A 26,677-nucleotide genomic window follows, 5' to 3' on the forward strand; every position below is an offset into this window, starting at 1 on the left:
GAGCCATGTATAAGTATGCCGCCCCGATCATCTGTTTTTTCGTCCTTTTCTGCAACGGATGCGAAGAGAACGCTGCGCCGCCGCCTGAACCGAAAGTCGTGCATAAAAAGATCGATCAGAAGCCCGTGGTCAAACCGTCGACGGGGAAGTCGATCCCCCCGGGGTCCCGGAAAGACGAAACGGATTCCCGGGTTCGAAAGATCGATGGTCCGTTGATGAAAGGCGACAATGCCGCCCGGAATGCAGCCGATCCAACTGGGATTGACGAGGCGCCGGAGAAAATCGATGTCACGGCGACCGTGATCGAGCGTATCGGTATGGATGATCATCCCCTGAATGAGCAGTCGCTTCATGATATTCTGAATCTGGTGGACAAAACGGCGAAGAAAACCCTTGCGCACCCCTCCGGCTACAGCGCTGAAAACAAGATCGATCCCTTTGAACCGTTGATCAAGCCCAAACCGGTCGAAAAGCCCAAACCGCCTGCAACCCGGAAAAAACCGGTCGTTCCGACGCGCCGGTTGACCCCCTTGGAAAAGATGGATCTCAATCAATTGAAACTGGTGGGCATTGTTCGGGCCGACAGCGGCAACAAGGCCCTCATCGAGGATTCGACGGGAAAGGGGTATATCGTCGTCCATGGAACCTGCATGGGGATTCACTCCGGCAAGGTGGTGGATATCCTTAAAGATCGAGTTGTCGTGGAAGAGGAAGACAAGGACTTGTCGGGGAACGTGAGGATCCACAAAAGAGAATTGAAATTTCAAAGGCCTTCCGGAGATGACCAATATGAAATGTAACCCGCGGAAAATTACGCCCATCGGATCGCTGTTTCTCTCATTTCTGGTGTTGATGTGCATTGGGCACGGTACGGTCGTCGCCGAAACCGGCATGTCGATGGATGTACCTCCCATTGACGACTCCCGGATAGAAGGCGTGAAAGCGCGTCGTTTCCCTTCGGCAACCCAACTGGAGTCCGTTTATGCCGCTCGACAGGGAAAGGGCCTGAAGGTGTTTGTCGGCGCCGACGGCATGATCGCGGATTATAAGGCGTTTACCGTCGACGATCCACCCCGGATCGTGTTTGATCTCTTTCATATCAAGAGCCCGTACGATCAGGAAAAGGTTATTCCCGTCGACACCGAGTGGGTCCAACGGATACGATACGCCGGTGAAACGGACAAGGTCAGGATCATTCTTGAAACAAATCAGCGTCATTTGATCGAATACAAAGCCGATCCGGTTGAAAACGGTTTGTTGATCCAGGTGGGCGCCGGGGCGGATCAGTTGACGATGAATCCGGTTGCTGCGGCACCTGTCCAAAAGACGACAGATGTCAAACTTGCCGGGATTACCCGGATCGACTTTATTGGCGCGGAGACCGGAGAATCCGTTCTCGTGGTGGAAACGACACGTCCCGTGAAGTATGAAACCCAGGCGGCCGGAGACAATCGGTTGACACTGCAACTCTTCAATACCAGATTGCCGGACCATCGAAAGCGTCCTCTCATTACGGACCGTTTCAAAAGCGCCGTGGATGAAATTACGCCGAAAACACAGGCGTCAAACCCAAATACGGCTCTTTTTGATATCAAGCTCAGGGAAGCCGTACCCTATTCCATTGAGCAGGAGGGGAACGCCCTGGAAATACGTTTCGATGCATCCGTCGTGCCGCCCAGGCCACTGGCCGGTATCGCGGCCGCTGAGAAAAAACAGCTCCCTCCTCCGACATCCGGGATAATTGCTGATAAAATGGATAAACCAAAAGGGATGGAACCGATCAAAACGGCTGCGGCACCGCTGCCGGAGCCTATGCCGTCGTCGGTGCCCGATCTGGATCTTGAAGAGGATCTTGGCGTCATTGATGATCTTCCCGTTTATACCGGCGAGAGGATCGCCCTCGATTTCTACGAGACGGACATTAAAAATGTATTCAGGATCCTGAGGGAGGTCAGCGCCAGAAATTTCGCCATCGACAAGGACGTCACCGGCAAGGTGACGCTTACCCTGGCCGAGCCCGTGCCCTGGGACCAGATACTGGATCTCATATTGAAAATGAACAAGCTGGGCAAGACGGTGGAGGGCAACATCATCCGCATCGCTACCCGGGCAACCCTGGCCGAGGAGGCCCAACTTCGGCGGGAGTCGCGAGCCGCGGAACTGGCGGCGCGGGATCAGCAACAGCAGCTGGAACCCCTTTTTACCGAATACTTGCCCGTGAACTATTCCAACGCCGGTAAGGAGATACGGCCGCATATCGAGAAGATGCTGACACTGGATCGGGGTAATGTCAGCGTGGATGAGCGGACCAATATGATCATCATCACGGATACCGCCGAAAAGATCAAAAAGGCCAGGGAGTTGATCAGCAAGCTCGATCGGGTGACGCCACAGGTCATTATCGAAGGCCGTGTCGTCGAGGCCAGCACCAATTTCACGAAGGAGATCGGGACCACCTGGCAGGCGGGGATCGGCGTCCAGCAGGTCGGTACGGGCGTGACGCAGGAGCCTGACGACAGCGCCGTCAACATCGGCGGCGCCACCGACACCGTCACCGACACCGTCAACGATCGGGTCGGTGTCGGCCCCCAGAAAGGATACAATGATCTGGGCGGTACCTACGGCTACAACATGGCCGTGGATTTTCCCATCGCCGCCTCCGACTACGGCAGCATCGGGTTCAATTTCATGCGGATCGCCGGAACGCCGTTCCTTTTGAACGCCAAGCTGCATGCCATGGAGTCTCAGGGCGAAGCCAAGATCGTTTCCGCACCCAAGGTCGTGACGCTCGACAACAAGACGGCGCTGATCAAACAGGGGGTGGACTATCCATATCAGAGCGTGGATGATGAAGGAAATCCGAAGACCGAGTTCAAAAGCATCGACCTGAAACTCGAGGTCACGCCCCACGTGACCCCGGACAACCGAATCAACATGGTCATCAGCATCACCAAAAACGATCTGGGGGAAGTGATTGCCGGGGAGCAGTCGTTTACGACCAAGGAGGCCAGAACCGAACTCCTGGTCAACGACGGAGACACCGTGGTCATCGGCGGCATCATCAAGACGGCGAGCCGCCAGAACATGGAAGGGGTTCCCTATCTGAACAGGGTGCCCATCCTGGGATGGCTCTTCAAGGCCGAGGGCTCCGACGACCAGAAAGAGGAGCTTCTGATTTTCATCACCCCCCGGATCATTCAGCTTGAACAGCGGCTGGTTCAGTTCTAACCCGGCTTACCATAGCGAACCGTCGATAGGAAGGGTATTTCCATGATGAGAAACGGCAGTAAAATGATCTTTTGGTTTCTGGTGACAGGTTTTCTGGTGATCAGCATTATCGGTTGCGGCTCCTCGGGCGGCATGAATGATGACGAATCATCTGAAATCAATCCATCCGAAACCAATCCAATATTTTCAGGCACGCTCTCTTTGCGCGCGAGTCGGTATACGATTGAATCCGATAATGAAGGATACAGCGTCGTGACGGCAACCCTCGTTAACGGCAACAACTCCCCGGCCGTTGATACGGTGGTTTCTTTCTCCACCGATGGCGGAATGATCGTGGCGGATCAAACAGATGAAGCGCCGCCGACAGCCTCGGATGAACCCCCTGCGGACGCGTTTGATCCGTCCGAAGTGCGGACGGACGCATTGGGCAGGGCATCGATCCGACTGATGTCCGGACCCGATCGAAGCAACCGAATTATTACCGTCACCGCAACGGCGAACGGCAACGCTTCTAAATCCGTTCCCATTCAAGTGACGGGGACAGCCATCTGGCTCGACAACGACAATACCAGCCTCGATATCGAAGGGACCAAAACGGCCAATCTTCTCATCACGGTTCAGGATGCCGAGGCCTTCCCCATCAACGATGCCGAGGTCAATGTCAGTGTTGAACCCGAGGGCAGTCTCACCTGGTCTCCATCCTCGGGTCTCAGGACCGACGTGAACGGCAGGTTGGTATTGGAGATTACCGGTCGTCAGGCGACCGAGGAAGCTGTTCTGCGGATCGAAGCCTCCGGCGACGTCAAAACGCAGAGTTATCTCGTCTATAACAACGCCGATTTTTTCACCATCACTTCCCCGGCGGAGGATCCTTCCTCCTGGCCGACCGGGCGAGACCTGGTCGTGACGGTCCGGGCGCCCCGGCAGAACACCGTCAGGCTTGTCACCAGCTTTGGTCAGTGGCGCGGGAGCACCGCCATCGGCCGGAAGTTGATTGACGTCCCGGTGGATCCCGTTCAGAAGACGGTCACCGCCGTCCTCTCATCGGCGGAAGCCGGCATTGCCACCATCCAGGTGTTCGATCTCAACCGGCCGTCGGTCTCCGATACGATCCAGGTAGCCTTCTCATCGCCTTCCGGTGAAGCCTGCCGGATTTCGCTTCAAGCCAGTGCGACGGTTATGGCGCCGAGCCTCGGCACCGTCGCCAATTCCGTGGAGTTGACGGCGAAAGTCAGAAGTCGTTTTGACCAGGCCGTGGGCAACGTCCCCGTAATGTTCTTCCTTGACGGGCTGACCACGACGGGCGGCGGAGAACGTCTGTCGCCGGCCATCGCTTATACCGACAGTCAGGGATTTGCCCGGTCGACCTTCTTTTCCGGCACCCTGAGCTCCTACGCCGAAGGGGTCAAAGTGACCGCTGCGATACTCGACGCTGACGGCGCCGGGGATATCTGCAATTTGAGCAGCAGCCTCCGGATCGTCATCGGCGGGACGGCGGGATCGATTTCCATCGGCCAGAGCACCGAGATAGAATCCATCAAGGGCAATACCGCTTACAGACTGCCCATGTCGGTGCTGGTGTCCGATGCCGGCGGGAATCCCATGCCCAACACCACCGTTACCCTGAAGCTGTGGTCGACGCGGTATGCCACTGGTTATCGGGGCGGGCGCCCGGACTGTCCTGTCATCTACACGGATATTTTTGAAAATGAGGACGTCAATCGAAACCTGATGTGCGATTATTGCGCGCCCTGTCCGGCCGATCAAAGCGAAAAGCATCCGCTGAACGAAGACCTCAACGGCGATTGTGAGCTGACGCCCTCGAGCAGCGCCGCGGGCGCCCTGCCGTCCACGATTCGTACGGACGAGGATGGCCTCGCCGGTTTTTCTCTGGTTTATCTCAAGGAAAATGCCGCGTGGCTGGAGGACGAGGTGGTCGCCACCGCCGTTGTCTATGGTACGGAGATCCGGGCAACCTTGACCTTCTGGCTGCCGATACTGGAGGGGGACAGCTGCAACCTGCCCGGTGAATCCCCTTTCAACCGGACCGAACTCGGTGAAATCGTGTTCAGCGCCGATCCTGAAAACGTGGTGGGAGGCGGTGTCGGCGCAAGCCTTGTTTCCGCCGCGGTGAAGGAGATCAATTCGGGTATTGTGGACGGACCGGAAAATCTCTCCTCTGCAAGCGTCGGGGTTTTAGGCATCTTCGAAGCGGTCTGCGATGACGCACCGAACGGCCCCGGCCGGGGCCGTTCGGCTGTAATGCCGGCCGGATGAGATCGGGATTCGGTTAACTGATACCATTGCGGCAGCCCTCTTCAGGGTTGCCGCTTGTTTATGCGGCGGGCGATTTTTCGGACCTCGGCCAGGATTTCAGCCAGGTCCAGCGTCAGGATGCGACCGTCGGCCATGATCACCTTGCCGGCCACGACGACCGTCCTCACATCCGAAGCCTTGGCGGTGTATACGATTTGGGAAGCGGGGTGATAGAGGGGCGTCATGTGGGGTTTTCCGGTGTCGATAATGATGACGTCGGCCTGACTTCCGATCTCAAGGGTGCCGACGACACCTCCCAGACCGATGGCCCGGGCGCCCATCGCGGTTGCCATGCGAATGACCGTTCGGGCGTCCATCACTGTGGGGTCGAGGGTGTTGACCTTGTGAAGCTTGGCCGCGGTGTCCATCTCCTGGAAGAGGTCCAGGTTGTTGTTGCTGGCACATCCATCCGTTCCCAGGCCCACCGGAATTCCCGCGGCCAGGAACTTCTCCACCGGCGCGATGCCCGAGGCCAGCTTCATGTTGCTCTCCGGATTGTGGGAGATCACAGCCCCTCCGGCGGAGATCCGCCGAATATCCGTTTCATCGGTCCAGACGGCATGGACCAAGAGGGTTCCGGCATCCAGCAGACCAAGCCCGTCCAGGTATCGGATGGGCGTAACGCCGTGCTCCCTGAGGAACAGATCCCGTTCGGTCCGGGTTTCGGCGGCGTGGATCTGAAACAGAATTCCCTGGGATCGGGCAAGGGCTTTCGCCTTTGTCAACGTCTCCCTGGAGCAGGTGTAAGGGGAATGGCAGAACACCGCCGGCGTGATGAGCGGATCGGCATTTCGCCAGGTCTCCACAAAGCGGGCGGCGTGTGCGATGTTCCGGGCCGGATCCGGCACCCCGGGAGCCGGATAATCGATGACGCCCTGTCCCAGCACCGCCCGCATACCGGACAGTTGAACGGCTCGGGCGACGGAATTCTCAAGAAAATAACCGTCGCAGCAGGTGGTGGTGCCTGAGAGGATCATTTCCGCACAAGCCAGCTGCGTGGCCCGGAACACCGTTTCGGGATGAACATGTGCCGCTTCCGCAGGGAAAATAGTCTCCTTCAGCCATTCCATGAGGGGGCGGTCGTCCGCGAGCCCCCGGAACATTGACATGGGCAGATGGGTGTGCGTGTTCACAAGGCCGGGCATGACGATGCCGCCCCCGGCGTCGATGGTTGCTTTTGCGGGCGGCGGCTGTTCGCCGGGCTCATGGACCGAGATAGCGGCGATGCGGCCGTTTTGGATGCAGAGCGTGCCCTGCCGGACAATATCGAAATCGTCATTGACGGTAAGGATGGTGCCGTTGTGGATGACCAGGTCGAAAACAGTATCGGATGCCATGAAGATTCTCCTCGCGAGCCTGAGGGTGGTGACGATCAACTCCCGCATCAGCATAGCAATCTTCTGTTGGAAAAGCCATGAAAACGCGGAAATCCTTTCAGGACGATGTGTCGTTTTCCGTTGAATACGGGCTGCATCCGTCTTCTTCCAGGTTTGGACGACCGGGCGGAGCGCCTTGACTTTTCGACATTCGGAACGATATTTCTGAATATGCCCGTCTCTTTTCGACTTCTCGAAATCTTCAGCCGGAAAGGAGTTCAAGATATGGCCTATACATGTAAAACATGCGGTGCCGTGGCCAAAGCGCCCGGTCATCTCTGCAATCCCTGTGACGATAAGAAGAAGTGCAGCTTCTGCGGGGCCCCCCAGGTCGACTCGAACCACATCTGCAAAGACAAACTGGCCGCCATGAAGTATGTTTGCGACGGCTGCGGACGGGTGGCCATGGAAGAGGAACACCTGTGTAAACCCACGCCCATTTCCTGATCTTCGTCTGAATCCATCCGCGAGGATCCATCGGAGCGCTGAAGGGCGCAACGCTTCCTTGAAGGCCGGATCGCTCGTTGATCCGGCCCACACCGATACATACCGTCGTCATTGATCGCACTTGGGTTCCAGGTGTTGAATCCGGAACTCGGATCCGGTATCTTTCAGTTTGACGGCCTGGTCTCCCTTGCCGGTCCGCCTCGAAAAATTCGGGAGGCCCGGCTTTATCGAAAGCATGAAAGGATAAGGCGATGCTTTGGGTATCTTACGGAAAATTTTCCAGGGAAGGTGTTCAGGGGTTGCTCGCCAATCCCCAGAACCGCGCCGGAGCCATCGAAAAGCTCATGGCGGCCTACGAAGGCAAACTCGTCAGCTACCACCTCCTCCTGAACGGCGACATCGATTTTTTCATCGTGTCCGATATCCCGGAGGAGAAGGCGGCGGATCTGGGATTGGTCAATGCCCTCCTCGTGAGGGGATCCGGCGCCGTTGAAACGATCACGACGGTCCCGGCCTGCCGGGCCGATGAGGCCGTCTCTCTGATGCGTCGCGCCCGGGATATGGCGTCCCGGCAGGCCTATAAATCCCCTGCCGGGCATGACTATTTTCCCCGGGAGGGGACCCGAGGTTGATTGGGAAAGTTTTCAATTCCGGATCCATCCCTTGCCGATCCGATTCCCAATTGACTTGGATGCTTTGGAATAGTAAGGGTTCTGTGGCCCCAGCGGCCAAATGAATCGGTTCGTCAGAGAGGTCTGCCTGTGAAAAAAGCCAAATCGAAGGTGACGACCCGCCGGTGCCGGATCAGCGATATTCCCGAGTTGATCGAATGCAGCCGGCAGATCTATGCCGACTACCCACCGGAATACACCCTTACCGAACGACATTACGAGATGCAGCTCAACGCATTTCCCGACGGCCAGTTCGTGGCCGTAGCCGACGGTCGGATCGTGGGATATGCAACATCCGTCATCGTGAACATCGACGACGATTACTGGTACACCGTGGATGAGATATCGGGGGCCGGCACCTTCAGCACCCACAACCCCGACGGCGATACCCTTTACGGGGCGGACATCGGTGTCCATCCCGATTACCGGCGTCGCGGCGTCGCCATGCTGCTCTACAAGCGCCGGCTCGGTCTTTTAAAGCGGTACAACCTGAGGCGGATGATCGGCTACGGCCGGATTCCCGGATACAAGGATCACGCCGGCAGGATGACGGCGGAGCAATATGTCGAAAAGGTGATCCGCGGAGAACTCCGGGATCCGGCCCTCAACGCACATCTCAAGGTCGGCTACCGCGTGAAAAAGGTTCAGCTGGACGTCACCGTCGATTTTTCGAGCCTCAACTATTCGACCTATCTCGAGCTGATCAATCCCGATTTCGATATCGCCAAGAAGCGGATATCCTCGGCCTACGCTGCAAGACACAAGGCTCGCCAGATCAGGGTCTGTGCCGCCCAATACCGCTTCCGGCAGATCGATGGATGGGACGACCTGGAAAACAGCGTCGAGTTTTTCGTCAACACCGCCGACGAGTATCACTGCCATTTTCTGCTTTTCCCAGAATACCTGACATACCAGCTTTTCAGCTATCTGGAGGGCACGGACATGAGGGTCATGGTCCGGGAGCTGGCGGGCCTGACCGATCGATATGTCGAAATGTTCCGGCGGGTCGCACGGAAGTATAACATCTACATCATCGGCGGCTCCCATCCCGTGATGCGGGACGGCGGAATCTACAATACGGCCCACCTCTTTACCCCGACGGGCAATGTCTACACCCAGGAGAAGCTCCACATCACGCCCGCCGAACGCTCGGCGGGGGAAATCCTGCCCGGCGATCACATTCGAATCTTCAATACGCCGCTGGCCAGGATTGCGATCCAGATCTGCTACGATATCGAATTTCCCGAAGTATCCCGCCTGCTGACCCTGGCCGGCGTGGAAGTGCTCTTCGTTCCGTTCTACACCCAGGAGAAGAAGGCCTATTACCGCGTGCGTCACTGCGCCCAGGCCCGGGCCGTGGAGAACTTCATTTACGTGGTCATGACGGGAAGCGTCGGCAACATGCGCACCGGCATTGGATCCCTCATGAGCTACAGCCAGGCCGCCATCCTGACGCCCAGCGATTTTTCGTTTCCCGAGAAGGGCGTCGGCGGCGAGGCGGATCCCAACGTCGAGGCGGTGGTGGTATCGGAGCTGGTTCTCTCCTCCCTTGCCCAACAGCGGCATGTGGCCACCGTCCGACCCCTTCACGACCGGCGTCCGGATCTTTACGAGCTCACGGCCCGAAGCCGGATCGAGATCATCAAAACGGAGTGAAGTCGTTCGCGGGCCGATAGGAATTTGTTCACCGGATCCATAAGGCTCCTGAAGGACAGAATCGCTGATTCACGGCTGTATCGTTTCTCCCTGCTTCCGGCCCGTTCCGGAGATCGACGGCGTCAGACCTGCCGCAAATGCCGTACCATAGCAGAGGATCGCGGCGCCGAACACCCATGTTCCCCCGCCATAGACGGCGATCGACATGCCCAGCACCGGGCCGATCATGGATCCGCAGCCGTTGAGACCCCATGCCCAGGGGACCGCGCGGGTGTCAGCCGTTTTCAGGGCGGAGACCGCAAGGGGAAACGGCAGCCCCATGGCCGTCGCCAGGGGCGAGATGAGAACCATGGCCAGGACCGTCCGAACCGCCGGATGCGCACCCATAAAAACCTTCAGCACGGGCGGGAGTGCGGTGATGTATACGACAAGAATGCCCGCCGTCAGCAGCGCCGCAAAGCCCGAGAATCGCAGCGTGCCGTCCCGTGACCGACGGGAGGTCATGCCGCCGCCCAGCCCTGCCATGGACAGAAACACCGCCAGGGTAACCGCCGTCGCCAACACGGGTTCGTTCAGAAACAGACGCAATTGTTCCATCACCGCGAATTCGGCAAGCATGAACCCCATCCCCAGCATGAATACCATGACGCCCGCTCGCCTGCGATCTTCTGTGGCCCTGAAACGGCGCAGCGGGAGCCATACGAAGAGAATGGAGATGACGATCCCCTGCAGGAGGGTCGCGGCGAGGACCGGCTCGGCAAATGAGAGCATCCCCAACGCACCGCTTTCCCGGAGAGAAAGGATCTCCATCAGCGTGGCGGGTTTGATGAAGTGTGAGAAATAGGGCCGGTTGTCGAAAACCGGAGAAACGTCGAATTTATACCGGGCCGGAAATCGCTCCGAGGCGGAACCGAGGATTCCCAGGGCGCCGTCATGGAAGAGAGGGGCGTCGATCCGGTTCCAACGATTGGCCTCGGCGGGCTCGATTCCCGGAAACCAGACCGGATCGAAACGCCGGTCGGTGCAGAATGACCGGATTTCAGCGATATCTTTCGGTGTCAGCGGGCCGTTTGTGATCATCAGCTGGACGGTCCTGAGGCTCCGGATCATCACCAGACGATCTTCGGGATGCGTCACGCCGGACATGTGCAGCGCCGCCGCTGCCGTCGCCAAAAGCCGCAGGCATGCCCTTGGGGGCAGATCCGAGGGACCGCTCACGGAGAGAATCCCTCCGGACGACAGCCGTGTGAGGGCCTCGCCGAACGCTTCCACGGTGTGGAGATGGTCGGGCGTCAGGGCGGAAGGGGCGGGATCCCCGATGACGATCAGATCGTAGCGGCGGGGGGCAGACCGCAGGAAGCCTCTCGGCGCGCCCACCGTCAGGTGAACGTTCGGCAATGCGAGATACCGGCCCGGTCCGCTCTTTCGGGTCTCTTCGAAGAGCGTCCGCCATCCTGGATTGGACAAAACGACATTCACGGCCCGTGCCTCTCCGGCGAAGGCCCTGGCGAGATGTTCCATGGCCGGGGCCTCCAGCACGAGCACCCGGGGCTGGGAAACAAGTCGGTAGGCCAGGGCTTCCGGGAGGTAGTCGAGATAGGTCGGCGCCTCGGTCCGCTCCGGCGTGGTCGGCAGCGGCATGAAGGCTTCGCCGCCGTCGACGAATGCGCCCCACTGGGCCCCGACGCTGCCCTGGAAGGCGAGACTGAGGCCGGGGGCATATCGATAGGGAGCGAGACGGTTTCGGGTTACGGTGATCCTTCCAATCGGGGTGAAGATATCGGTCAAAATCTCCACACCCTCGGCACTGAGGGCGATGGATAGGGGTTTGTCCGGGGACGTGATCAAACGGACGGCATGCTCCGGGTTTACGGCCGGCCCCAACAATGCCGCCGATACCAGGAGGGCGGCCCACCCCTTCCGATCCGGCATCACCATGAGCGCCGATGCTGCGAATCCCCCGCTCCACGGCAACCAGAGTCCCGCAGCCTCCGGCAGCCACAACGCCGGGAGGGCGCCAAGACATCCCGCGGCCGCACCCAGCAGATCGGCCCGATAAACCGAGCCCGCGATCGTCCCTCTTGCACTATAGGCCAGACCCACCCCGCAGGCTGCGGCCAGAAAGGGCAGAGACAGGACGAGGTAGAGGGCTGCGAGATGAAGCGCCTCGAAGGGCGACCAGACCCATTCTCCCGGAAAGACCGGGATGCGTTGGGACAGTTGGAAGCAGCACACCGTGCCTGTGGCGAACATGGCTGCAAATCCGGAGAACCACGCCTGGAAAGATCCGAGGAGCCGGGCGCGTTGCCGGGCGAGCAGGACCCCGCTCACCCCGTAGCCGAGCAGCGCGAGACTGAGGACCATAAACGCCAGGTGGTGGAATCGGGTGACGGCCAGGAGACGCACCAGCATGACCTCGTAAGCCAGCGCCGATCCCGACAGCAGGAAAACAGAGGCGCTCAAGGTGGACGGCATGCCTTTCATGGCCTGCGGGTCAGGGGCACGAAGCGGACGGGCAGGATCTGGCGGGTCGTGAGGGCGCCGTCTTCATCCTTGGCCACCAGCACCAACTGCTGCACCGAGAAGGGACCGCCGACGGGGATGACCATTCTCCCGCCGTTTTTCAGCTGAGACAGGAGCGGCGGCGGAATGTGGTCGGCCGCCGCCGTCACGATGATGCCGTCGAACGGCCCCTTTTCTTCCCATCCGAAATAGCCGTCGCCCACCCTGAGGCTTACCTGATCGTAGCCCTCCGCCCGGAGCGTTTCAGCCGCCGTCCCGGCCAGAGGCCGGATGATCTCCATGGAGTAGACCTGCATCCCCATTTCCGCGAGCACGGCGGCCTGGTAGCCCGATCCGGTGCCCACTTCAAGGACGCGATCGCCGGGGTTCAGCGCCGCCAGATTGCTCATGAGGGCGACGATGTAAGGTTGGGAAATTGTCTGGCCGTACCCGATGGGGAGCGGCGTGTTGTCGTAGGCCCGGTCAGCGGATTCCGGAGGGACAAACCGGTGTCGCCTTACCGTCTTCATGGCCCGTATTACCGCCGGATCCAGGCGTTGGGCGCCGATGGCCTTTCCGGTAGCGGCCACATCGGCCGCGATGGCCTCGACAAGCGCGGCCCGGGCCGCCGTGAACGCCTTTTCGTTCGCTGCTTCGGCGATTGCGGAATCGGGAACGGGAAAAAGCCAGACCCATGCTGTCAACGTGTAAAACAGTGTTCTGAACATGAGGATATCTATCCTTACGCCGTCCTGATGTCCATATTCCTGACTCGAGTTTCGACTTTCACAGGCCGTATCTTTCCGGTCACCATCATGAAAGTCGAAAGTTGAATTCCTGAAACGGGGCCCCGAGCAACGGCGGGCTAAAGAGCAGTTCCTGAACCATCATGAAAGTCGAAAGTTGAATTCCTGAAACGGGAGCTTTTTTTGGCGGCTTGGGTCGGCCCCGTGTCCGAGACGCCCCCGGCATCACAAATCCGAAGTTTTTCGCATCACCAACCAGCAAACCAGGCCTGCGACCCCGGAAGCGGCGGCCATTATCCCCAATACCTGAATCTTGTCGTTCCAATTCAGTGAGCCGAACCACATGGCGGCGGCACCGGAGGTCATGAGGGAAAACATCAGAAAGGACGCGGCCGCTCCTGCGCCGCGATTGACCTGTTCCAGAACCAGGTTGTTGCTGGGGGGGCGGCTCAGTCCGGATGCAAAGGAGATGACAAACATCGGCAGGGCCAGATCCCACGGGCTGTCCTGGGGGGTCAGTATGAGCCATGTCCCTCCGATGATCAATCCGATAAAACCCATTGTAATGATATCGCGGGAGGATATCAGCCGGTTCAACCGGGTGCAGACAAAGGCTCCGAGCATCAACGCCATGGCGTTGAAACCGAAGAAATACCCGTAAACCTGCTCGCTCAGGCCAATCTGCGTAATATAAATATCCGATGAAGCTGCAATGAAGGAGAATATCGGGATGGAACCGAGAGATACCACGAGGGTCAACCCCATATACCGCCGGTTTCGGATCAGATGTCCGTAATTGGACAAAAACTTCGTTCGAGGTGTTTGAGAAGTCTGCCGGAGGGTTTCCGGCATTCGGTGCACGCCGAGAAAAGCGATGAGCCCCATCCCGCCGAGGATCACAAAAATCCACTGCCATGAGAACCTGGCGATGATCCATCCGCCGATCACCGGCGAAAGCATGGGCGCCAGCGCAACGACCACGCCCAGATACGCCAGCACCTTTTCCCGGTCCCGTGCGTCGAAGACATCCCTGGACACGGCGAGGGCGAGCGACGATGCGGAAGCCCCGCCTGCCGCTTGAATCATACGGAAAGCGATAAGGCTGATTGCATTGGGCGAAAGCGCGCATAGAAAACTGGCGACAACATAGAATCCGATACCGATTTTCAGCAGTGGTCGTCGTCCGAACCGGTCCGAAAAGGGACCGTACACCAACAGAAAACTACTGTAGACCACGAAAAAGCCCACCAGGGTCAGGTTGATGAACCAAAGGGGCTCCTGCCAGTTTCGGACCAGAGACGGGATGGCCGGCAGATACATGCTCGTGGAGAGCGCGGGAAACGCCGTGAGCAGCGCCAAAAGTCCTATCCATTTTTTCATGGGCATAATTCCGGGATCCTTTTCGAGTTCATCCATCAGTGCTCAGTTTCTCAGGCCACCGGCAGAAAAAAAGGGATGGATGTATCCGACAAGATCCCGAGGTTCTCGCATCTGCAAAAATAATGGCTGTTGAGGCGGTTCAGGGCGGCGCGACGGTGTTCGCCGAACTAATCGCCGTGCTCCGGGGGCGGGGCTGAACGGTTTTTCAGGTATTTGATCAGGGTCAGGATGTTTTCCCCGTTCACCGTTTCATACCGGACTTCGTCCATCAAGGATTTCAGGATAAAGATCCCCATGCCCCTTTCGGGGAGGGTTTCCACTTTCAACGGATCGAAGCAGAAAGGTGCCACCCTTGACAGGTTGAGGCTGTCTCCGTTGTCGCGGATCTTGAAGGTAACGTGGTCCGGGTGAAGCTGGAAATCCACTTCGACTGAATGTCCGGCTTCGGCGTGATAGGCGTGCTTGATAACGTTGTTCACCGCTTCGACGACACACAGCTCAAGTTGATAGCGGATGACCTTGTCGATGGGCAGCGTATCGGCGATGCCGCGGACGCTCCCACCGATCAGGGCAACATTTTCAAGCCTGCTTTCAATCATCAGCCTGATCATGCCCGCCGTTTTCATGTTTCAGGCCTTTCCGGAAAGTGCCCTGAGGGCTTCATCCTCTGATGAGAAAATATCGAACACCCGATTCATGCGGGTCAGGCGGAAAAGACTCATGACGCTTTCCTTCACGGCGCAGATCACCAGACGGCCGTCGCCCCCGATTCTCTTGAAGCCCGAGATGATGGCGCCAAGACCGCTGCTGTCGATAAAATCCACTTCGGAGAGGTTGAGAACAATCCGTCGATTCCCCGAGTCGATCCATTCTCCCAGTTTTTGCTTGAATTCCGTTGCCGCGGAAGCGTCAATTCTTTTTTCCAGAGGTCGCACGATGAGGACATCCGCCGTATTTTTATGGTGCAGTTGCATGATTACCTTTCTGATATCTACTTTTCTTTCAAGCCGTTTTTATTCCAAATCAAGCGATTGTAATCGGCAATGGCCCTGTCGCTGGAAAATTTTCCGCACCGGGCAACGTTGAGGATCGCTTTTTGGGTCCAGGTGGCCGGAGCCTGAAATTCCGCCTCTATCTTATCGTGAGCCTCGATGTATTGCATAAAATCCGGGAGATGAAAATACGGATCTTCGTTATTCATCACTCTATGGTAAATCCACTGAAAGAGCCCCCGCTCGGCAGCGCAGAACGTGTCGTCCCGAAAGGCATCCAGGACCCTGCGGATTTCCGGGAAACGGTGATAATAGTCCAGGGGACGATAGCGCTTTTGTTTCACCATCTCGGCGATCTCTTTCGCCTTCAATCCGAAAATAAAAATGTTCTCTTCCCCCACCTCCTCGAGCATCTCGACGTTGGCACCGTCCAGCGTGCCGACGGTCAGGGCGCCGTTCAGCATGAATTTCATGTTGCCGGTTCCGGAAGCCTCCCTGCCGGCCATGGAAATCTGTTCGCTCAAATCCGTGGCCGGTATGATTTTTTCAGCAAGAGAGACGCGGTAATCCGGCAGAAAAACCACCTTCAGGGCATCTCCGATCCGTTTGTCCTGATTGATGACCTGACCGACGTTATGGATCAGCTTGATCATCTGTTTGGCGATCCAGTATCCGGGGGCGGCCTTGCCGGCAAAAATATGGGTTTTGGCGATCACAGGCTTTTTTTCGTCCCTGATGATCTGGAGATATTCATGCACGATCTGCATGATCTTCAGAAGCTGGCGTTTGTACTCATGAATCCGTTTGACGTGTACGTCGAACAGGGAGTCGGGATCGACGGAAAGCCACACGGTGTCCGAGATGATGCCTGCCAGAATTTCCTTGTTCGCCCGCTTGATGTCGTGGAAGGCGTCCTTGAAAGCCTTTTGATCGGCCATGGGTTCCAGGCGCCGAAGCTGTCGGAGATCGGTAATCCAGGCGTCTCCAATGGTATCGCTGATGAGCCCTGCCAGCCGGGGATTGGCTTCCAGAAGCCAGCGTCTCTGGGTAATGCCGTTCGTGATATTGACGAATTGCTCCGGCCGGAGCGCGTAAAAATCTGAAAAATTTTCGTTTTTCAGTATCTCCGTATGAAGCGCAGAGACGCCGTTCACGGAATGGGATCCAACCAGGGCCAGGTGGGCCATCCTGACCTGTTTGGTCTCACCTTCTTCGATGAGGGATATTCGCCTGATAAGATCGATATCCCCGGGATAAAGCGGCGCCACCTTGTCGAGAAATCGCCGGTTGATCTCATAAATGATCTGAAGATGGCGCGGAATGACCTTCTCGAGGAGACCGACGGGCCATTTCTCCAGCGCTTCCGCCAGGACTGTGTGGTTTGTGTAGGCCAAGGTTTCCCGGGTGATCTCCCAGGCATGATCCCAGGGAAGGGCATATTCGTCCACGAAAAGGCGCATCAATTCCGCAACCGCCAAGGAGGGATGGGTGTCGTTCATCTGGATGGCCACGCGTTCGGGGAAGCGATCAAAATTTTCGTGATCCCTGAGATAGCGGCGAATAATGTCCCGCAAGGCGCAGGCCACCAGAAAGTATTCCTGAACAAGGCGAAGTTCTCTCCCGGATTTGAGGGTGTCGAGAGGATAGAGCATTTTAGTGATGGTTTCGGAGGAGACCTTTTGTTCCACGGCCCGGAAGTAATCTCCCTCGTTGAAGATCTGGATATCGAAGTCCGCAGAGGAGCCCGCGCCGTAAAGCCGCAGCCAGTTCACCGTTTTTCCCCCGTACCCGACCACGGGAATATCGAAGGGAATCCCCATGATGACCTTCCAGTCGAGCCACATGGGGTTGTATTCGCCCGCGCGATCCTGGAAGTGCTCTATCCGCCCGTGAATCGGGATGATGCATTTCTCGTCGGTGCGCTTGATTTCCCAGGGGTTGAGCTCCGCCAGCCAGTTGTCCGGCTTTTCCCTCTGGTAGCCGTTATCGATTTCCTGTTTGAACAAGCCGTATTCATAGTGGATCCCGTAACCGAAACCGGCAATGTCCAGGGTTGCCATGGAATCCAGAAAACAGGCCGCCAATCGTCCGAGTCCGCCGTTCCCGAGACCGGGATCGGTTTCTTGTTCCCGGACTTCCTCGATATCGAACCCCGCATCCGTCAAGAGTCCCTTGTAGCTATCGAACATGCCGAGGTTGTGGAGGGTATTGCCCATCAATCGTCCAATGAGAAATTCCAGGGACAGGTAATAGACCCTTTTGGTTTTCGTCTCGCGATATCTGCGCTCCGTCTGCAGAATTTTTTCCGCCATCCGATCCCGCAGGGAAAATGCCGTGGCGAGAAAGAGGTCCCGGCCTTCCTTTGAAACGGGCTCCTTGCACAGAGAGCAGCGGAGATGGTAGTCCATTGATTTTTTTAAAGCGGCTTTCGAGTTCCCGAGAAGGCTTGGTTTCATCATTGATATCCTTTGCAAAGCAGCGTTACAGTCCTTGAGGCGTCGGTCGGCGATGGCCCCATTACCCCTGTATCCTTTCAAGATCATTGGCCATTTCAAGGATACCTTCAAAATCGAACGCCTCTGCAAGCTGAGTGATTCTGTCGAGATAGGCGGTGAAGTTTCCGGATTGGGAAGCTATCTCTTCCGCAATTGCGGTTATTTCTGAAACATCGCCCATTTCGGCAGCCTCACGGAGGCGTCCGGCGACCGTTTTTGCCAGATCTGCCGGCAGTTGTTCCGCCGGTTCCCGGCATGGTGCGGCACTCGATTCGTCTGTCGGGGACTTTAAGCGTCCTGTAGACCGCAATGCCTGATCCATCAAGGTTTCAAAGGCCGCAAAGGCGTTCGCGAGTGCATCCGGCCGGGGCGGATTCTGCTTGTCGGCGTGCTTGACCAGTTTCTCCAGTTCCGTGGCTGCGGCCTGCAATTGAACTGCCGACAGATTGCCAGCCAACCCCTTGATTTCGTGAATCATGCTATGAGCCTTGTGATAATCCCCGGCATCCAGGGCTTGCCGGATCTCATCGGCCCTCTGGGCGTATTTGACGGCAAAGCTTATCAGCAGTTTGCGATAAAGCGCCACGTTGCCCTGCAGCCGCCTCAAACCCTTTGTAAGATCAAAACCATCCAGCGTTTCCGGCAACGGTTCTTCCGCCGCGGGTGTCGGGACGGCTTCGGCACGGGCTTCTGGGGTGGAACGGGGTGCAACCGTCTCCGACTCCGGTTTTTTTGCGGCCGCGGGAGGAGCGCCCGAAATCCATTGTGCCAGGATGGTGTAAAGTTGTTCCGGATCGATGGGTTTGGTAATATGATCGTTCATGCTGGCTTCGGTGCTTTTTTCGTGGTCGCCCGCCATGGCGTGCGCGGTCATGGCAATGATGGGCAGATCCTTGAACCGGGGATCTTCACGAATGGTCCGTGTTGCGGTATAACCATCCATCACCGGCATTTGCACATCCATCAGCACGGCATCGAAACGATTCGTCTGCACGGCCTCCACGGCCTCCCGGCCGTCGCCGGCCAGAGACACGACGACACCCGCGCCGGCAAGAATTTCCATGGCGACCATTTGATTGATCTCATTGTCTTCAACAATCAGGACCCGGGAACCCTCGAGTTGCTTCATGGCATGGGCAGCTTTCGCCTCCTTGTTATCCGGCCGGAATTCCTTGACCTCACCTCTGGCCAAAGCGTTCATGATGGTATCGAACATTACCGACGGGCTGATGGGCTTGATCAGAAAACCGTCAAGTCCGGCGGCTTCGGCGCGCCACATGATGTCTTCCCGTGCATATGCGCTGACGAGAATGATGGCGGGGATTCGGGCCAACCTCGAATCCTGCTTGATGCGTTTGGCAGCCTCGATGCCGTCGATACCCGGCATCTTCCAATCCATCACCACGATGTCGTAAGGGCTTCCGCCGATGGATTTTTCGATCTCCTTCAGGCCTTCTTCACCGGATGCCGCCGGGGTGACGTCAAAGGAGAAAGACTCCAGCATCTTTTGGAATATCTCCCGGGATGTCGGGTTGTCATCCACCACCAGTGTTTTGATGCCTCTCAGTTCGGGCGGCGGAACCCGGCAGACCCCGGCGACTTGCCGGCCGGTGCCGAAAACAGCGGTAAAAGAGAAGGTACTGCCGACCCCGAAAGTGCTTTCAACCCAGATCCTGCCGCCCATCATCTTCACCAGACGCTGACAGATGGTCAACCCCAGACCCGTGCCGCCGTATTTTCGGGTGATGGATGTGTCCGCCTGGCTGAAGGCGGTGAACAGATGGGTCTTTTGTTCCTCGGTCAGACCGATTCCCGTATCGCGCACGGAAAATTGGATGACGACGGTCTTTTTTGACAGACTGACCAGTTTCGTGGAAACCACGATTTCACCGTGGTCGGTGAATTTAATGGCGTTGTTGGCCAGGTTCACCAACACCTGACTCAACCGCAGGGGGTCTCCCACCAGGGAGCGGGGCACCTCGGGATCGGTGCTGAACAGGATTTCGACCCCCTCCTTTTCCTGGGTTTTGATCGTCATCAAAGTTCCCAGGTTTTCGAGGACTTCATCCAGATCGAAGCCGATGGACTCCATGCTCAGTTTGCCGGCCTCGATCTTGGAAAAGTCCAGAATATCATTGATGACGCCCAAAAGGGCGTTGGCGGAAAGTTGAATCTTCTCAAGATAGTCTCTCTGTTTCGGGGTCAGGTCTGTTTTGAGGGCCAGGTGCGTCATTCCCAGCACCGCATTCATGGGGGTGCGGATCTCGTGGCTCATGTTGGCCAGAAAGTCGCTTTTTGCCCGGGTGGCCGCTTCAGCCTTGTCTCGGGCGATGATAAGCTCCTCCTCCATCTTTTTGCGCTGGGTGATATCCGTGACCATGGCAAAAGAGCCGGTTTTGACGCCGCTTTTATCGTAAAGGGGGGTTGCGTGGAACAGGCAGAGCACTTTCGAACCGTCGGGGCGGCTGAGGGCGATTTCGTAAACCCCGGTTTGACCGGAGGCTCTGCGCCGGAGTTGCTCCTTCATGATTTTCGTGTTTTCCTCGTCCAGGAATTCGAATACCGTCCTGCCGACGATATCCTCACGGGTCCTGCCCAGCAGCTTGCACATGGTGTCGTTGAGGGCCACGGTGCGCGCGTCATTGTTGACCCAATAGAAACCTTCATTGGTCGTCGTCAGAATGGCTTTGAGGTGGTATTCGCTCTCGCGCAGGGCATCCTCGGCCTTCTTTCGCGCGGTGATGTCGCGGAATACCACGACCGAGCCGATGGTCGCATCGTCCTGCCGCTTGGGCACGCTGGTGTAGGAGACATCGATAAAAGAGCCGTCCTTGCACCAGAACACCTCGTCCCGGCGGAAGCTGGTGATCCCCTGTTTGTAGGCCAGATAAATGGGACAATCCTCCTTGTGGTGCGGCGAGCCGTCCGCATTCGAGTGGTGGAACTTCTCGTGGATGGGGCTGCCGATGAGTTCGTCGGATTCGTATCCGAGCATGTTCAGCGTGGCTTCATTGGCAAAAGTGCATCGACCTTCGACGTCCGTTCCGAAAATACCTTCGGCTACGGATTGCAGAATGAGACGGCTGCGCTCCTCGGAGTGTTTGAGTTGTTCGGTTCGATCCGACACCAGGTTTTCCAGGTGTGCCTTGTAGCGCGTCAATTCCATTTTAGCCTGTTCGGCTTTTTTACGCTCAAGACAAATGGATGCCACAAGATGGGCTAAGCCAGTCAGGAATCCCAGAATCGCGTGCAGTTTTTCCTGGGAAACGATGGGCACTTCATCGAGGGCGCTCAGATAATCGGCCGTATCGAAGCCGAATTCCCGAGCCTGCCGTTGAAAAAACGCCCTGTCGGGTTCGGCGAGGAAAAACTGTCCCACAAAAATATTGGCCACATGTCTGCCTTCGATGATGATCGGCGCCGCGGCGTCGGTCAGGCCGTTCTTGCAGTGATAAATCGAAAACGACTTGCCTTCCTCGAGATTCGCGGCGAGTTCGGTGTCGCTTTCGATACAGCGCTTGTGTGTTCGTTCGTCGATCCGGTGGAAATGGGTGCAGATGCGCTGCCAGCGCGCGGATGCCAGGATATTGCCCTTCAGGTCTATAACGGCTGCCGCGATCCCGGCGGCGTTGCAGAAATCTTCCAGGATGGGACCCAATTGTTTCAGATCCAGCAGATCGATGAGGGTGTCATCCCTTTTCAGCTTATTATCCCGGGTTTCGGTAGGCACTGCGTTATCCTGATGCCGTGCGATCGAAGGGGTCCTTTCAGGTTGCTGCGGTGACTTCAAGATCGCGACCTATATCCTTTCCGCCATGCGGCCTTGGCCGTCCCAGCGTCTCTATTCGACAACGATCGCCAACATTGCCTGATCGTCGTCGGCCGGACGATTTCCGGCGAACTGTTTCAGATCATCGACAATCGCGGTAAGGATGTCAGCCGGGTCATTGAGGGCCGCTGCGCTGAATTGCCGTATAAGACGATCTGTCCCGTAAAGATCTTCCGTTTCGCCTGCACGATCGGTAATGCCGTCCGTATAAAACAACAGCCGGTCGCCGGGCTCAAGAGTCGTCTCGGTGACCGGAACGTGAGAATAGGGTTCGAATCCCATGAGAAATACGCCCTCACAAGGAATTTCGGCCGCTTTTTTTTCGGAGAGTCGATAACGGATCGGGAGGGGATGACCGGCGCGGGCAATCCTGAGATTCCGGGTGCGAGGATCGTAGACGGCGTAGATCGCCGTGACATGGCTCTCCATGTTCATTTTGCAAATGTTTTCGTTGAGGTAGGCGAGCATCCTGTCCGGCTTATCCAGGAACGTCGAACAGGCCCGAAACAGCGCGGCGGTCATGCCCATCATGACGGTTGCCGGTGCACTGTGGCCTTCGGCGTCGGCCATCAGAACGGCCAGAAGGCCGTTGGGAAGTTCCAGGATATCGTAATAATCACCGCCGGCATATCGACTGGTTTCATAATGCACCGCCATTTTCAGGCCGTCGATTCGGGGCAGGTGATCCGGCAGGAGGTAGCGTTGAATCTGGGACACGATCTGCAGTTCATGTTCCAGCTCGTCCCGTTGCCGTTGTACCTCGCGGCTGAGCCGATGGATTGTCAGATGGGTGTTCACCCGGGCGATGACTTCCTCGGGCTGGAAGGGCTTGGCAACATAGTCCACCGCCCCCAGTTGGAGTCCGCGCACCTTGTCTCCGGTATCGTCCAGCGCGGACAGAAAGATCACCGGGATCTTCTGGGTGTCCGCATCCGATTTGAGCCGCCGGCACACTTCAAAGCCGTCGATTCCCGGCATCATGATGTCCAGCAGGATGAGGTCCGGACGCGCCTTTTTCGCGATGGCGAGGGCCGTCTCCCCGTTTTTGGCGACCAGCAGCCTGCAGCCGAGCCGCTTCAGTGTATGCATGAGCAACTGAAGGTTGGCCGGCTGATCGTCGACCAGGAGGATGGACTCCATGGTCTGATGCATTTCCGTCATCACCCTCTCCCCATTATGCGACGCTCAACCGGAAGTCTGCCTGCGACACCCCGTCAACATTCAGATTCGACTTTCATGATGGTAACCGGATAGATACGACCTATGAAAGTTCAAATTCAAATTATATCGTACCACAACTATGGACCCAATTCCATATCTATAATAACAGGCACAAAAAGATCAACCCTTCGGGCGGATATCGCGGTGTCCCCGCATTTCGCCGCCAGATCGTCCGTTGGGGGGGCGAGACGGTCGAAAAAATTGATGGCGAAACGCCGCGACGGCATGGAAACAAAGCCGTTCAACTCGAAAAACGGATTTTTTTCATTCTTCTGACCTTCCCGGGGGCCGCCAGAAATACCAGTATGCACGAAATTGCCAGAGACAGACAACAGACGATGAATCCAGCCGTATAATCGCCGCTGGTGTCTCTCAACAGTCCAACGGTATAGGTGCCGACGGCCGCGCCGATTCCCCCCCCGATGGCGATGAAGGAGAAAATCAGGCCGTAGTGTCTGCCGATGAAAATATCGGCGGTGATCGCTGGAATCAAGGGTGCCGCGGCCCCATAGCCGATGCCGAAACAGATCGCGAATATGAAAGTCATGGGGCTGTGGGCCGATGAAATGAACGTCAGTGCCAGTATTCCCAGAATCGCGATGACGTCGGCAATGAACTTGGCACGTTCCCGTCCCAGTTTGTCCGAGAGGCAGCCAAATAGGATTTTGCCGACGGAACCCATGATGCCGGCCAGACCAAAGACATAGGCAGCCGTGCTTTTGTTGAGCTGCGCGTCCACCATGGCGGCCACTGCATGTAGCAAAACCCCCTGGAAGGCAAAAGAAATAAAGCCGAATGCACCGATCAGATACCAGAAGGTCAATGTTCGGGAAGCCTTGAGCAGATCCCAGTCGATTGCGGCCCATTTTTTATCGATGATCTCCATTACCCATGAAGAGGGTTTCGCGCCTCTGGGATTGCCGGGGATATCGCCGTCCGGATGCTGCGAAATCGCTTCGGGGGATTTTCGTCCCAATATCAGGTTCAATGGAGCGACAATGAAAAGGACTATCGCGGCCAGTATGCGATATGCGGATCGCCAGCCATAGGCGGAAATCATTTTTTCCGAGAACGGAACGATAAGGAGCATCCCCAGACCGATCCCGGCCGTGGCGATGCCCAGCGCCAACCCTCTTTTGCGTTCAAACCATTTGGGCAGAAAGGCTGAATGGGAGACAAACGCCGTCAGACTGATGCCCGCTCCGGCAAACACCCCGTAAGTCAGCTGAAAATGCCATAAATTTTCAGACCAGGATGTAACGATCAGGGACACGGCGAGCAGGAGAGACCCCGCCGGAACAACCACCCTGGGTCCGAATCTGTCCTGAAGATATCCCGCTGCCATGGCAAAGGTGGAATGCGAGATGATAAAAATCGAAAACACGCTGGATGCCGCCGCCGTGCTCCAGTTGAATTCCCTGATAACCGCGAGGATGAACACGGAATAGGAATACCAGATACCGAAGCTGATGCCCAATGTGATGAAGGCCGCAAAAACGATGACCCAGCCGTAATAGATGCCGATGTTGCCCTTTTCCGTAACGGATGTTGAACCGAACAAATCTCTTGATCTCCATTCCCTGTGACGTTGAGGTCATATTCAACCTTCGATGCCCACGCCGGTTTCTACATATATCACTCAACTTTCAATTTTCATGCGGTGACCACAAAGATACGGCCTACGAAAGTCGAAAGTTGAATATATCACCATACCACAAACACATCTTCAAATCATACCGGATCTCTCCTGTTGGCCATCGCTCGTGCAATTCAAGGCTTCAGCGGTGTCACGTAAGCGGCGCCTGCATCCCTGAACGTATCCACATCGGCAAAGTGAGCCTGAATGCCTCAACAACAACCGGTTTTCACGGTATCCTCCAGGTATCCTCGGCCCTCGCCGTGAACATTCCTGGTGGATGCGCCCGGAATATGATTTTTATACCACTTGAATTTCAATCCCAGCCATATTAGATTAAACGTAATCATAATGGATGCCGGACAACTCTTTAATAGAATCACGGCAAACAGTCATGAGGGTTGAGTGAAATCCTCGCATGAAAAAGGCTGTTATGGAAATTTCTAATCGCATCCCGGGGTCGATCCGTGAACCGGTTGTGGTGCTTGATTCTGATCTGAAAGTTTTAAAGACCGATTAATCTTTTTCCTGAAAGCTGCACCTGTCTAACATTATTTTGGGGTCGTCATCCGCAGGCTCGCGGATATGTTGCAGCGACATCGGACAATGTAACCGATGACGTGGATGCAGGGTATATGGAATTGCAGGATGCGGAAGCGCGATTCCGCGATGACGACTTCACTATCGGTTGCGTTGGGCCGACTTCAGTCGGCTTTGATGCCGCCGCCTTGCAGGCGGTGGCGGTTTCACTTAATTACTTAAACGATCGTCGCGAAAGGAGATTGAAAATGAGTTTATTGCACAGGGGATTTTTCATCGTTCTTTTGTTGTCCTTTGCTCTCGTACTGCCTGGTTGTCAACAAGAGGGAACCGCCGAAAAGGCAGGGGAAAAAGTGGACCAAGCGGCTGAAAAAGTGAGCGAACAAGCTCAAAAAGCAGGGGAGGCGGTAAGCGAGAAAGCTGAAAAAGCTGCCGAATACATGGATGATGCCGCAATTACAGCCAAGATCAAGATGGATATTATGAGTGACCCGTTGCTTAAAGTGTCTCAGATCAGCGTGACCACGACAAACGGGGTGGTCAATCTGAGCGGGGTCGTTGAGTCTCAGCAAAGTATCGACAGAGCGATGGAAATCGTCGGTAGTGTCAAGAGTGTCAGATCGGTGGAAAACAATCTTGTCGTCAAGGCCGACTGATACAAGAGGACGCATTGCAGTCTGATCCTTCAATGCGAGAATTTACGCGTACACACTGTGTAAAAGGAAGTCCATTTCCCGTCGTTCCCGGATTTTTCACGGGAACGACGGGAAAAAGTGCGCATCCAACCGTCTTTCCCGGGGGAAACACACCCAGAGATTTCAGCAGAAAGAAAAGACAATAAAAGAGCGCTCCTTGCCATGACCGCCTACCGACTGTGCAAGCGGCGTTGGACGAGCTCCAGATCACGGAGTTTTTCAATTTGAATTTCCGTGTGCGCATGCGCAACGAATTGCCGGACTCAACCATCAACCTTCTTAAATTGTTTAAGATCACTCCTCTGAAGCAAGTCCTCGAGCTGGAAAAACCGGCCTGAAAACCCCCCGATTTTGTAGACACACGATGAATCTCGTTCATTCGTGTAAACGCCCGTGCGTCAGGCCTTCGCGCTATTTTGTATTTTTACGGAACCTAAACCCAAGTGTGAAGTTCGCGACTCATATTGCAGAAACCATCCGGGGGATTGTCGACGGCCTTCCCCGCCGGATGTCGGTGGAAATCGTTTCTCCGGAGACCATCAGGCAGTTGGCGGCTGACATCGGGGTCCCGCCGATTCTGGTAGTCCTGGCCTTTGTCAATGGCCGGAAACGGCGCCTGGATGAACCGTTGACGGAAGACGCCGACATCTACCTCATGGGGCCCATAGCCGGCGGCTGACCCGGAGCCGCTCAGCTGCGGCTTGGCCTCCCGTTCCATCTCGAATCCCAGTTCCGGGGCTTTTTTGTTCATGTCAATGAATCCCTTGGGAATTGGCGATGGCTTAAACCCGATCCCGGAAGTTGACTTGAGGCTATATTTGACCTGTGGTCATAAATGGCCTTGATCCTGCGTGGGGTCATGCCTGCCCTGTCCGCGCGTTTGGCACGGATTTGTTGTGATAATCCAGAACGATGTGCGACAAAAATCCAAGTGCTCCAACTCTGGC

Annotated in this window: 18 protein-coding genes; 8 read left to right on the forward strand and 10 right to left on the reverse strand. The window is 56.6% G+C overall.

Annotated elements, in window-relative coordinates; all coding sequences use genetic code 11:
• The first annotated feature begins 5 nt into the window (after positions 1–5).
• The 3 genes from dmul_RS00740 to dmul_RS00750 are packed head-to-tail and all read left to right on the forward strand — an operon-like array spanning position 6 to position 5,505.
• Entirely contained in the window at positions 6–800 is a 795-nt protein-coding gene (locus tag dmul_RS00740) for a pilus assembly protein PilP (protein WP_020876756.1), read from the forward strand.
• Positions 790–3,228 (forward strand): type IV pilus secretin PilQ, encoded by a 2,439-nt coding sequence (pilQ, locus tag dmul_RS00745; protein WP_020876755.1) that lies wholly within the window; start codon positions 790–792, stop codon positions 3,226–3,228. The genes dmul_RS00740 and pilQ overlap by 11 nt, the downstream gene beginning before the upstream one ends.
• 42 nt (positions 3,229–3,270) lie before the next feature.
• Positions 3,271–5,505, forward strand: a complete 2,235-nt coding sequence (locus dmul_RS00750; protein ID WP_020876754.1) for an Ig domain-containing protein — start codon at positions 3,271–3,273, stop codon at positions 5,503–5,505.
• 41 nt (positions 5,506–5,546) lie between these two features.
• Here the strand turns inward: dmul_RS00750 and dmul_RS00755 are convergent, their stop codons facing one another.
• Complete coding sequence (locus tag dmul_RS00755; protein ID WP_040415100.1) at positions 5,547–6,881, reverse strand: amidohydrolase family protein; 1,335 nt, start codon at positions 6,879–6,881, stop codon at positions 5,547–5,549.
• Between the two features lie 264 nt (positions 6,882–7,145).
• On the opposite strand from dmul_RS00755, the gene dmul_RS00760 reads away from it, so the two are divergent.
• From dmul_RS00760 to dmul_RS00770, 3 genes are all read left to right on the forward strand, one after another.
• Positions 7,146–7,367: a hypothetical protein gene (locus tag dmul_RS00760; protein ID WP_020876752.1), complete on the forward strand. Its 222-nt coding sequence runs from the start codon at positions 7,146–7,148 to the stop codon at positions 7,365–7,367.
• Positions 7,368–7,618: 251 nt separating this feature from the next.
• Positions 7,619–7,999, forward strand: a complete 381-nt coding sequence (locus dmul_RS00765; RefSeq protein ID WP_020876751.1) for a GYD domain-containing protein — start codon at positions 7,619–7,621, stop codon at positions 7,997–7,999.
• 129 nt (positions 8,000–8,128) lie between these two features.
• Positions 8,129–9,694, forward strand: a complete 1,566-nt coding sequence (locus dmul_RS00770; protein WP_020876750.1) for a bifunctional GNAT family N-acetyltransferase/carbon-nitrogen hydrolase family protein — start codon at positions 8,129–8,131, stop codon at positions 9,692–9,694.
• 69 nt (positions 9,695–9,763) lie between these two features.
• Here dmul_RS00770 and dmul_RS00775 read toward each other — a convergent pair whose 3' ends face one another.
• The 9 genes from dmul_RS00775 to dmul_RS00815 form a co-directional block, all read right to left on the reverse strand.
• On the reverse strand, positions 9,764–12,169 hold the full coding sequence (locus dmul_RS00775) for a spermidine synthase family protein (RefSeq protein WP_040415083.1): 2,406 nt from the start codon (positions 12,167–12,169) through the stop codon (positions 9,764–9,766).
• Between the two features lie 5 nt (positions 12,170–12,174).
• Positions 12,175–12,924 (reverse strand): protein-L-isoaspartate(D-aspartate) O-methyltransferase, encoded by a 750-nt coding sequence (locus dmul_RS00780; protein WP_020876748.1) that lies wholly within the window; start codon positions 12,922–12,924, stop codon positions 12,175–12,177.
• Positions 12,925–13,167: 243 nt separating this feature from the next.
• Complete coding sequence (locus tag dmul_RS00785; RefSeq protein WP_040415097.1) at positions 13,168–14,322, reverse strand: multidrug effflux MFS transporter; 1,155 nt, start codon at positions 14,320–14,322, stop codon at positions 13,168–13,170.
• A 167-nt stretch (positions 14,323–14,489) separates the two neighbouring features.
• Positions 14,490–14,921, reverse strand: a complete 432-nt coding sequence (locus tag dmul_RS00790) for an ATP-binding protein (RefSeq protein ID WP_200809335.1) — start codon at positions 14,919–14,921, stop codon at positions 14,490–14,492.
• 30 nt (positions 14,922–14,951) lie between these two features.
• Complete coding sequence (locus dmul_RS00795) at positions 14,952–15,296, reverse strand: STAS domain-containing protein (RefSeq protein ID WP_020876745.1); 345 nt, start codon at positions 15,294–15,296, stop codon at positions 14,952–14,954.
• A gap of 17 nt (positions 15,297–15,313) precedes the next feature.
• Positions 15,314–17,773, reverse strand: coding sequence for a glycogen/starch/alpha-glucan phosphorylase (locus dmul_RS00800; RefSeq protein ID WP_020876744.1), 2,460 nt, complete (start codon positions 17,771–17,773; stop codon positions 15,314–15,316).
• A 58-nt stretch (positions 17,774–17,831) separates the two neighbouring features.
• On the reverse strand, positions 17,832–21,539 hold the full coding sequence (locus dmul_RS00805) for a PocR ligand-binding domain-containing protein (RefSeq protein ID WP_020876743.1): 3,708 nt from the start codon (positions 21,537–21,539) through the stop codon (positions 17,832–17,834).
• Positions 21,540–21,650: 111 nt separating this feature from the next.
• The gene (locus dmul_RS00810; protein ID WP_020876742.1) at positions 21,651–22,799 is read right to left on the reverse strand and encodes a SpoIIE family protein phosphatase; all 1,149 of its coding nucleotides are present in this window, start codon (positions 22,797–22,799) and stop codon (positions 21,651–21,653) included.
• A 301-nt stretch (positions 22,800–23,100) separates the two neighbouring features.
• The gene (locus dmul_RS00815; RefSeq protein ID WP_020876741.1) at positions 23,101–24,420 is read right to left on the reverse strand and encodes an MFS transporter; all 1,320 of its coding nucleotides are present in this window, start codon (positions 24,418–24,420) and stop codon (positions 23,101–23,103) included.
• 710 nt (positions 24,421–25,130) lie between these two features.
• Here dmul_RS00815 and dmul_RS00820 point away from each other — a divergent pair.
• Positions 25,131–25,691 carry a BON domain-containing protein gene (locus dmul_RS00820; protein ID WP_234979209.1) on the forward strand — a complete coding sequence of 187 codons (561 nt, stop codon included), beginning with the start codon at positions 25,131–25,133 and terminating at the stop codon, positions 25,689–25,691.
• A 484-nt stretch (positions 25,692–26,175) separates the two neighbouring features.
• Complete coding sequence (locus dmul_RS19950; RefSeq protein WP_144016599.1) at positions 26,176–26,409, forward strand: hypothetical protein; 234 nt, start codon at positions 26,176–26,178, stop codon at positions 26,407–26,409.
• Positions 26,410–26,677 lie beyond the last annotated feature (268 nt).

Source organism: Desulfococcus multivorans (assembly GCF_001854245.1).
GTDB classification, from domain to species: Bacteria; Desulfobacterota; Desulfobacteria; order Desulfobacterales; family Desulfococcaceae; genus Desulfococcus; species Desulfococcus multivorans.

Bases quoted from the DNA above. Each gene is read 5' to 3' on its own strand.
- dmul_RS00740 (WP_020876756.1), top strand. From the start codon at position 6: ATGTATAAGTATGCCGCCCCGATCATCTGTTTTTTCGTCCTTTTCTGC.
- pilQ (WP_020876755.1), top strand. From the start codon at position 790: ATGAAATGTAACCCGCGGAAAATTACGCCCATCGGATCGCTGTTTCTC.
- dmul_RS00750 (WP_020876754.1), top strand. From the start codon at position 3,271: ATGATGAGAAACGGCAGTAAAATGATCTTTTGGTTTCTGGTGACAGGT.
- dmul_RS00755 (WP_040415100.1), bottom strand. From the start codon at position 6,881: ATGGCATCCGATACTGTTTTCGACCTGGTCATCCACAACGGCACCATC.
- dmul_RS00760 (WP_020876752.1), top strand. From the start codon at position 7,146: ATGGCCTATACATGTAAAACATGCGGTGCCGTGGCCAAAGCGCCCGGT.
- dmul_RS00765 (WP_020876751.1), top strand. From the start codon at position 7,619: ATGCTTTGGGTATCTTACGGAAAATTTTCCAGGGAAGGTGTTCAGGGG.
- dmul_RS00775 (WP_040415083.1), bottom strand. From the start codon at position 12,169: ATGCCGTCCACCTTGAGCGCCTCTGTTTTCCTGCTGTCGGGATCGGCG.
- dmul_RS00780 (WP_020876748.1), bottom strand. From the start codon at position 12,924: ATGTTCAGAACACTGTTTTACACGTTGACAGCATGGGTCTGGCTTTTT.
- dmul_RS00785 (WP_040415097.1), bottom strand. From the start codon at position 14,322: ATGAAAAAATGGATAGGACTTTTGGCGCTGCTCACGGCGTTTCCCGCG.
- dmul_RS00790 (WP_200809335.1), bottom strand. From the start codon at position 14,921: ATGATTGAAAGCAGGCTTGAAAATGTTGCCCTGATCGGTGGGAGCGTC.
- dmul_RS00795 (WP_020876745.1), bottom strand. From the start codon at position 15,296: ATGCAACTGCACCATAAAAATACGGCGGATGTCCTCATCGTGCGACCT.
- dmul_RS00800 (WP_020876744.1), bottom strand. From the start codon at position 17,773: ATGATGAAACCAAGCCTTCTCGGGAACTCGAAAGCCGCTTTAAAAAAA.
- dmul_RS00810 (WP_020876742.1), bottom strand. From the start codon at position 22,799: ATGACGGAAATGCATCAGACCATGGAGTCCATCCTCCTGGTCGACGAT.
- dmul_RS00820 (WP_234979209.1), top strand. From the start codon at position 25,131: ATGGAATTGCAGGATGCGGAAGCGCGATTCCGCGATGACGACTTCACT.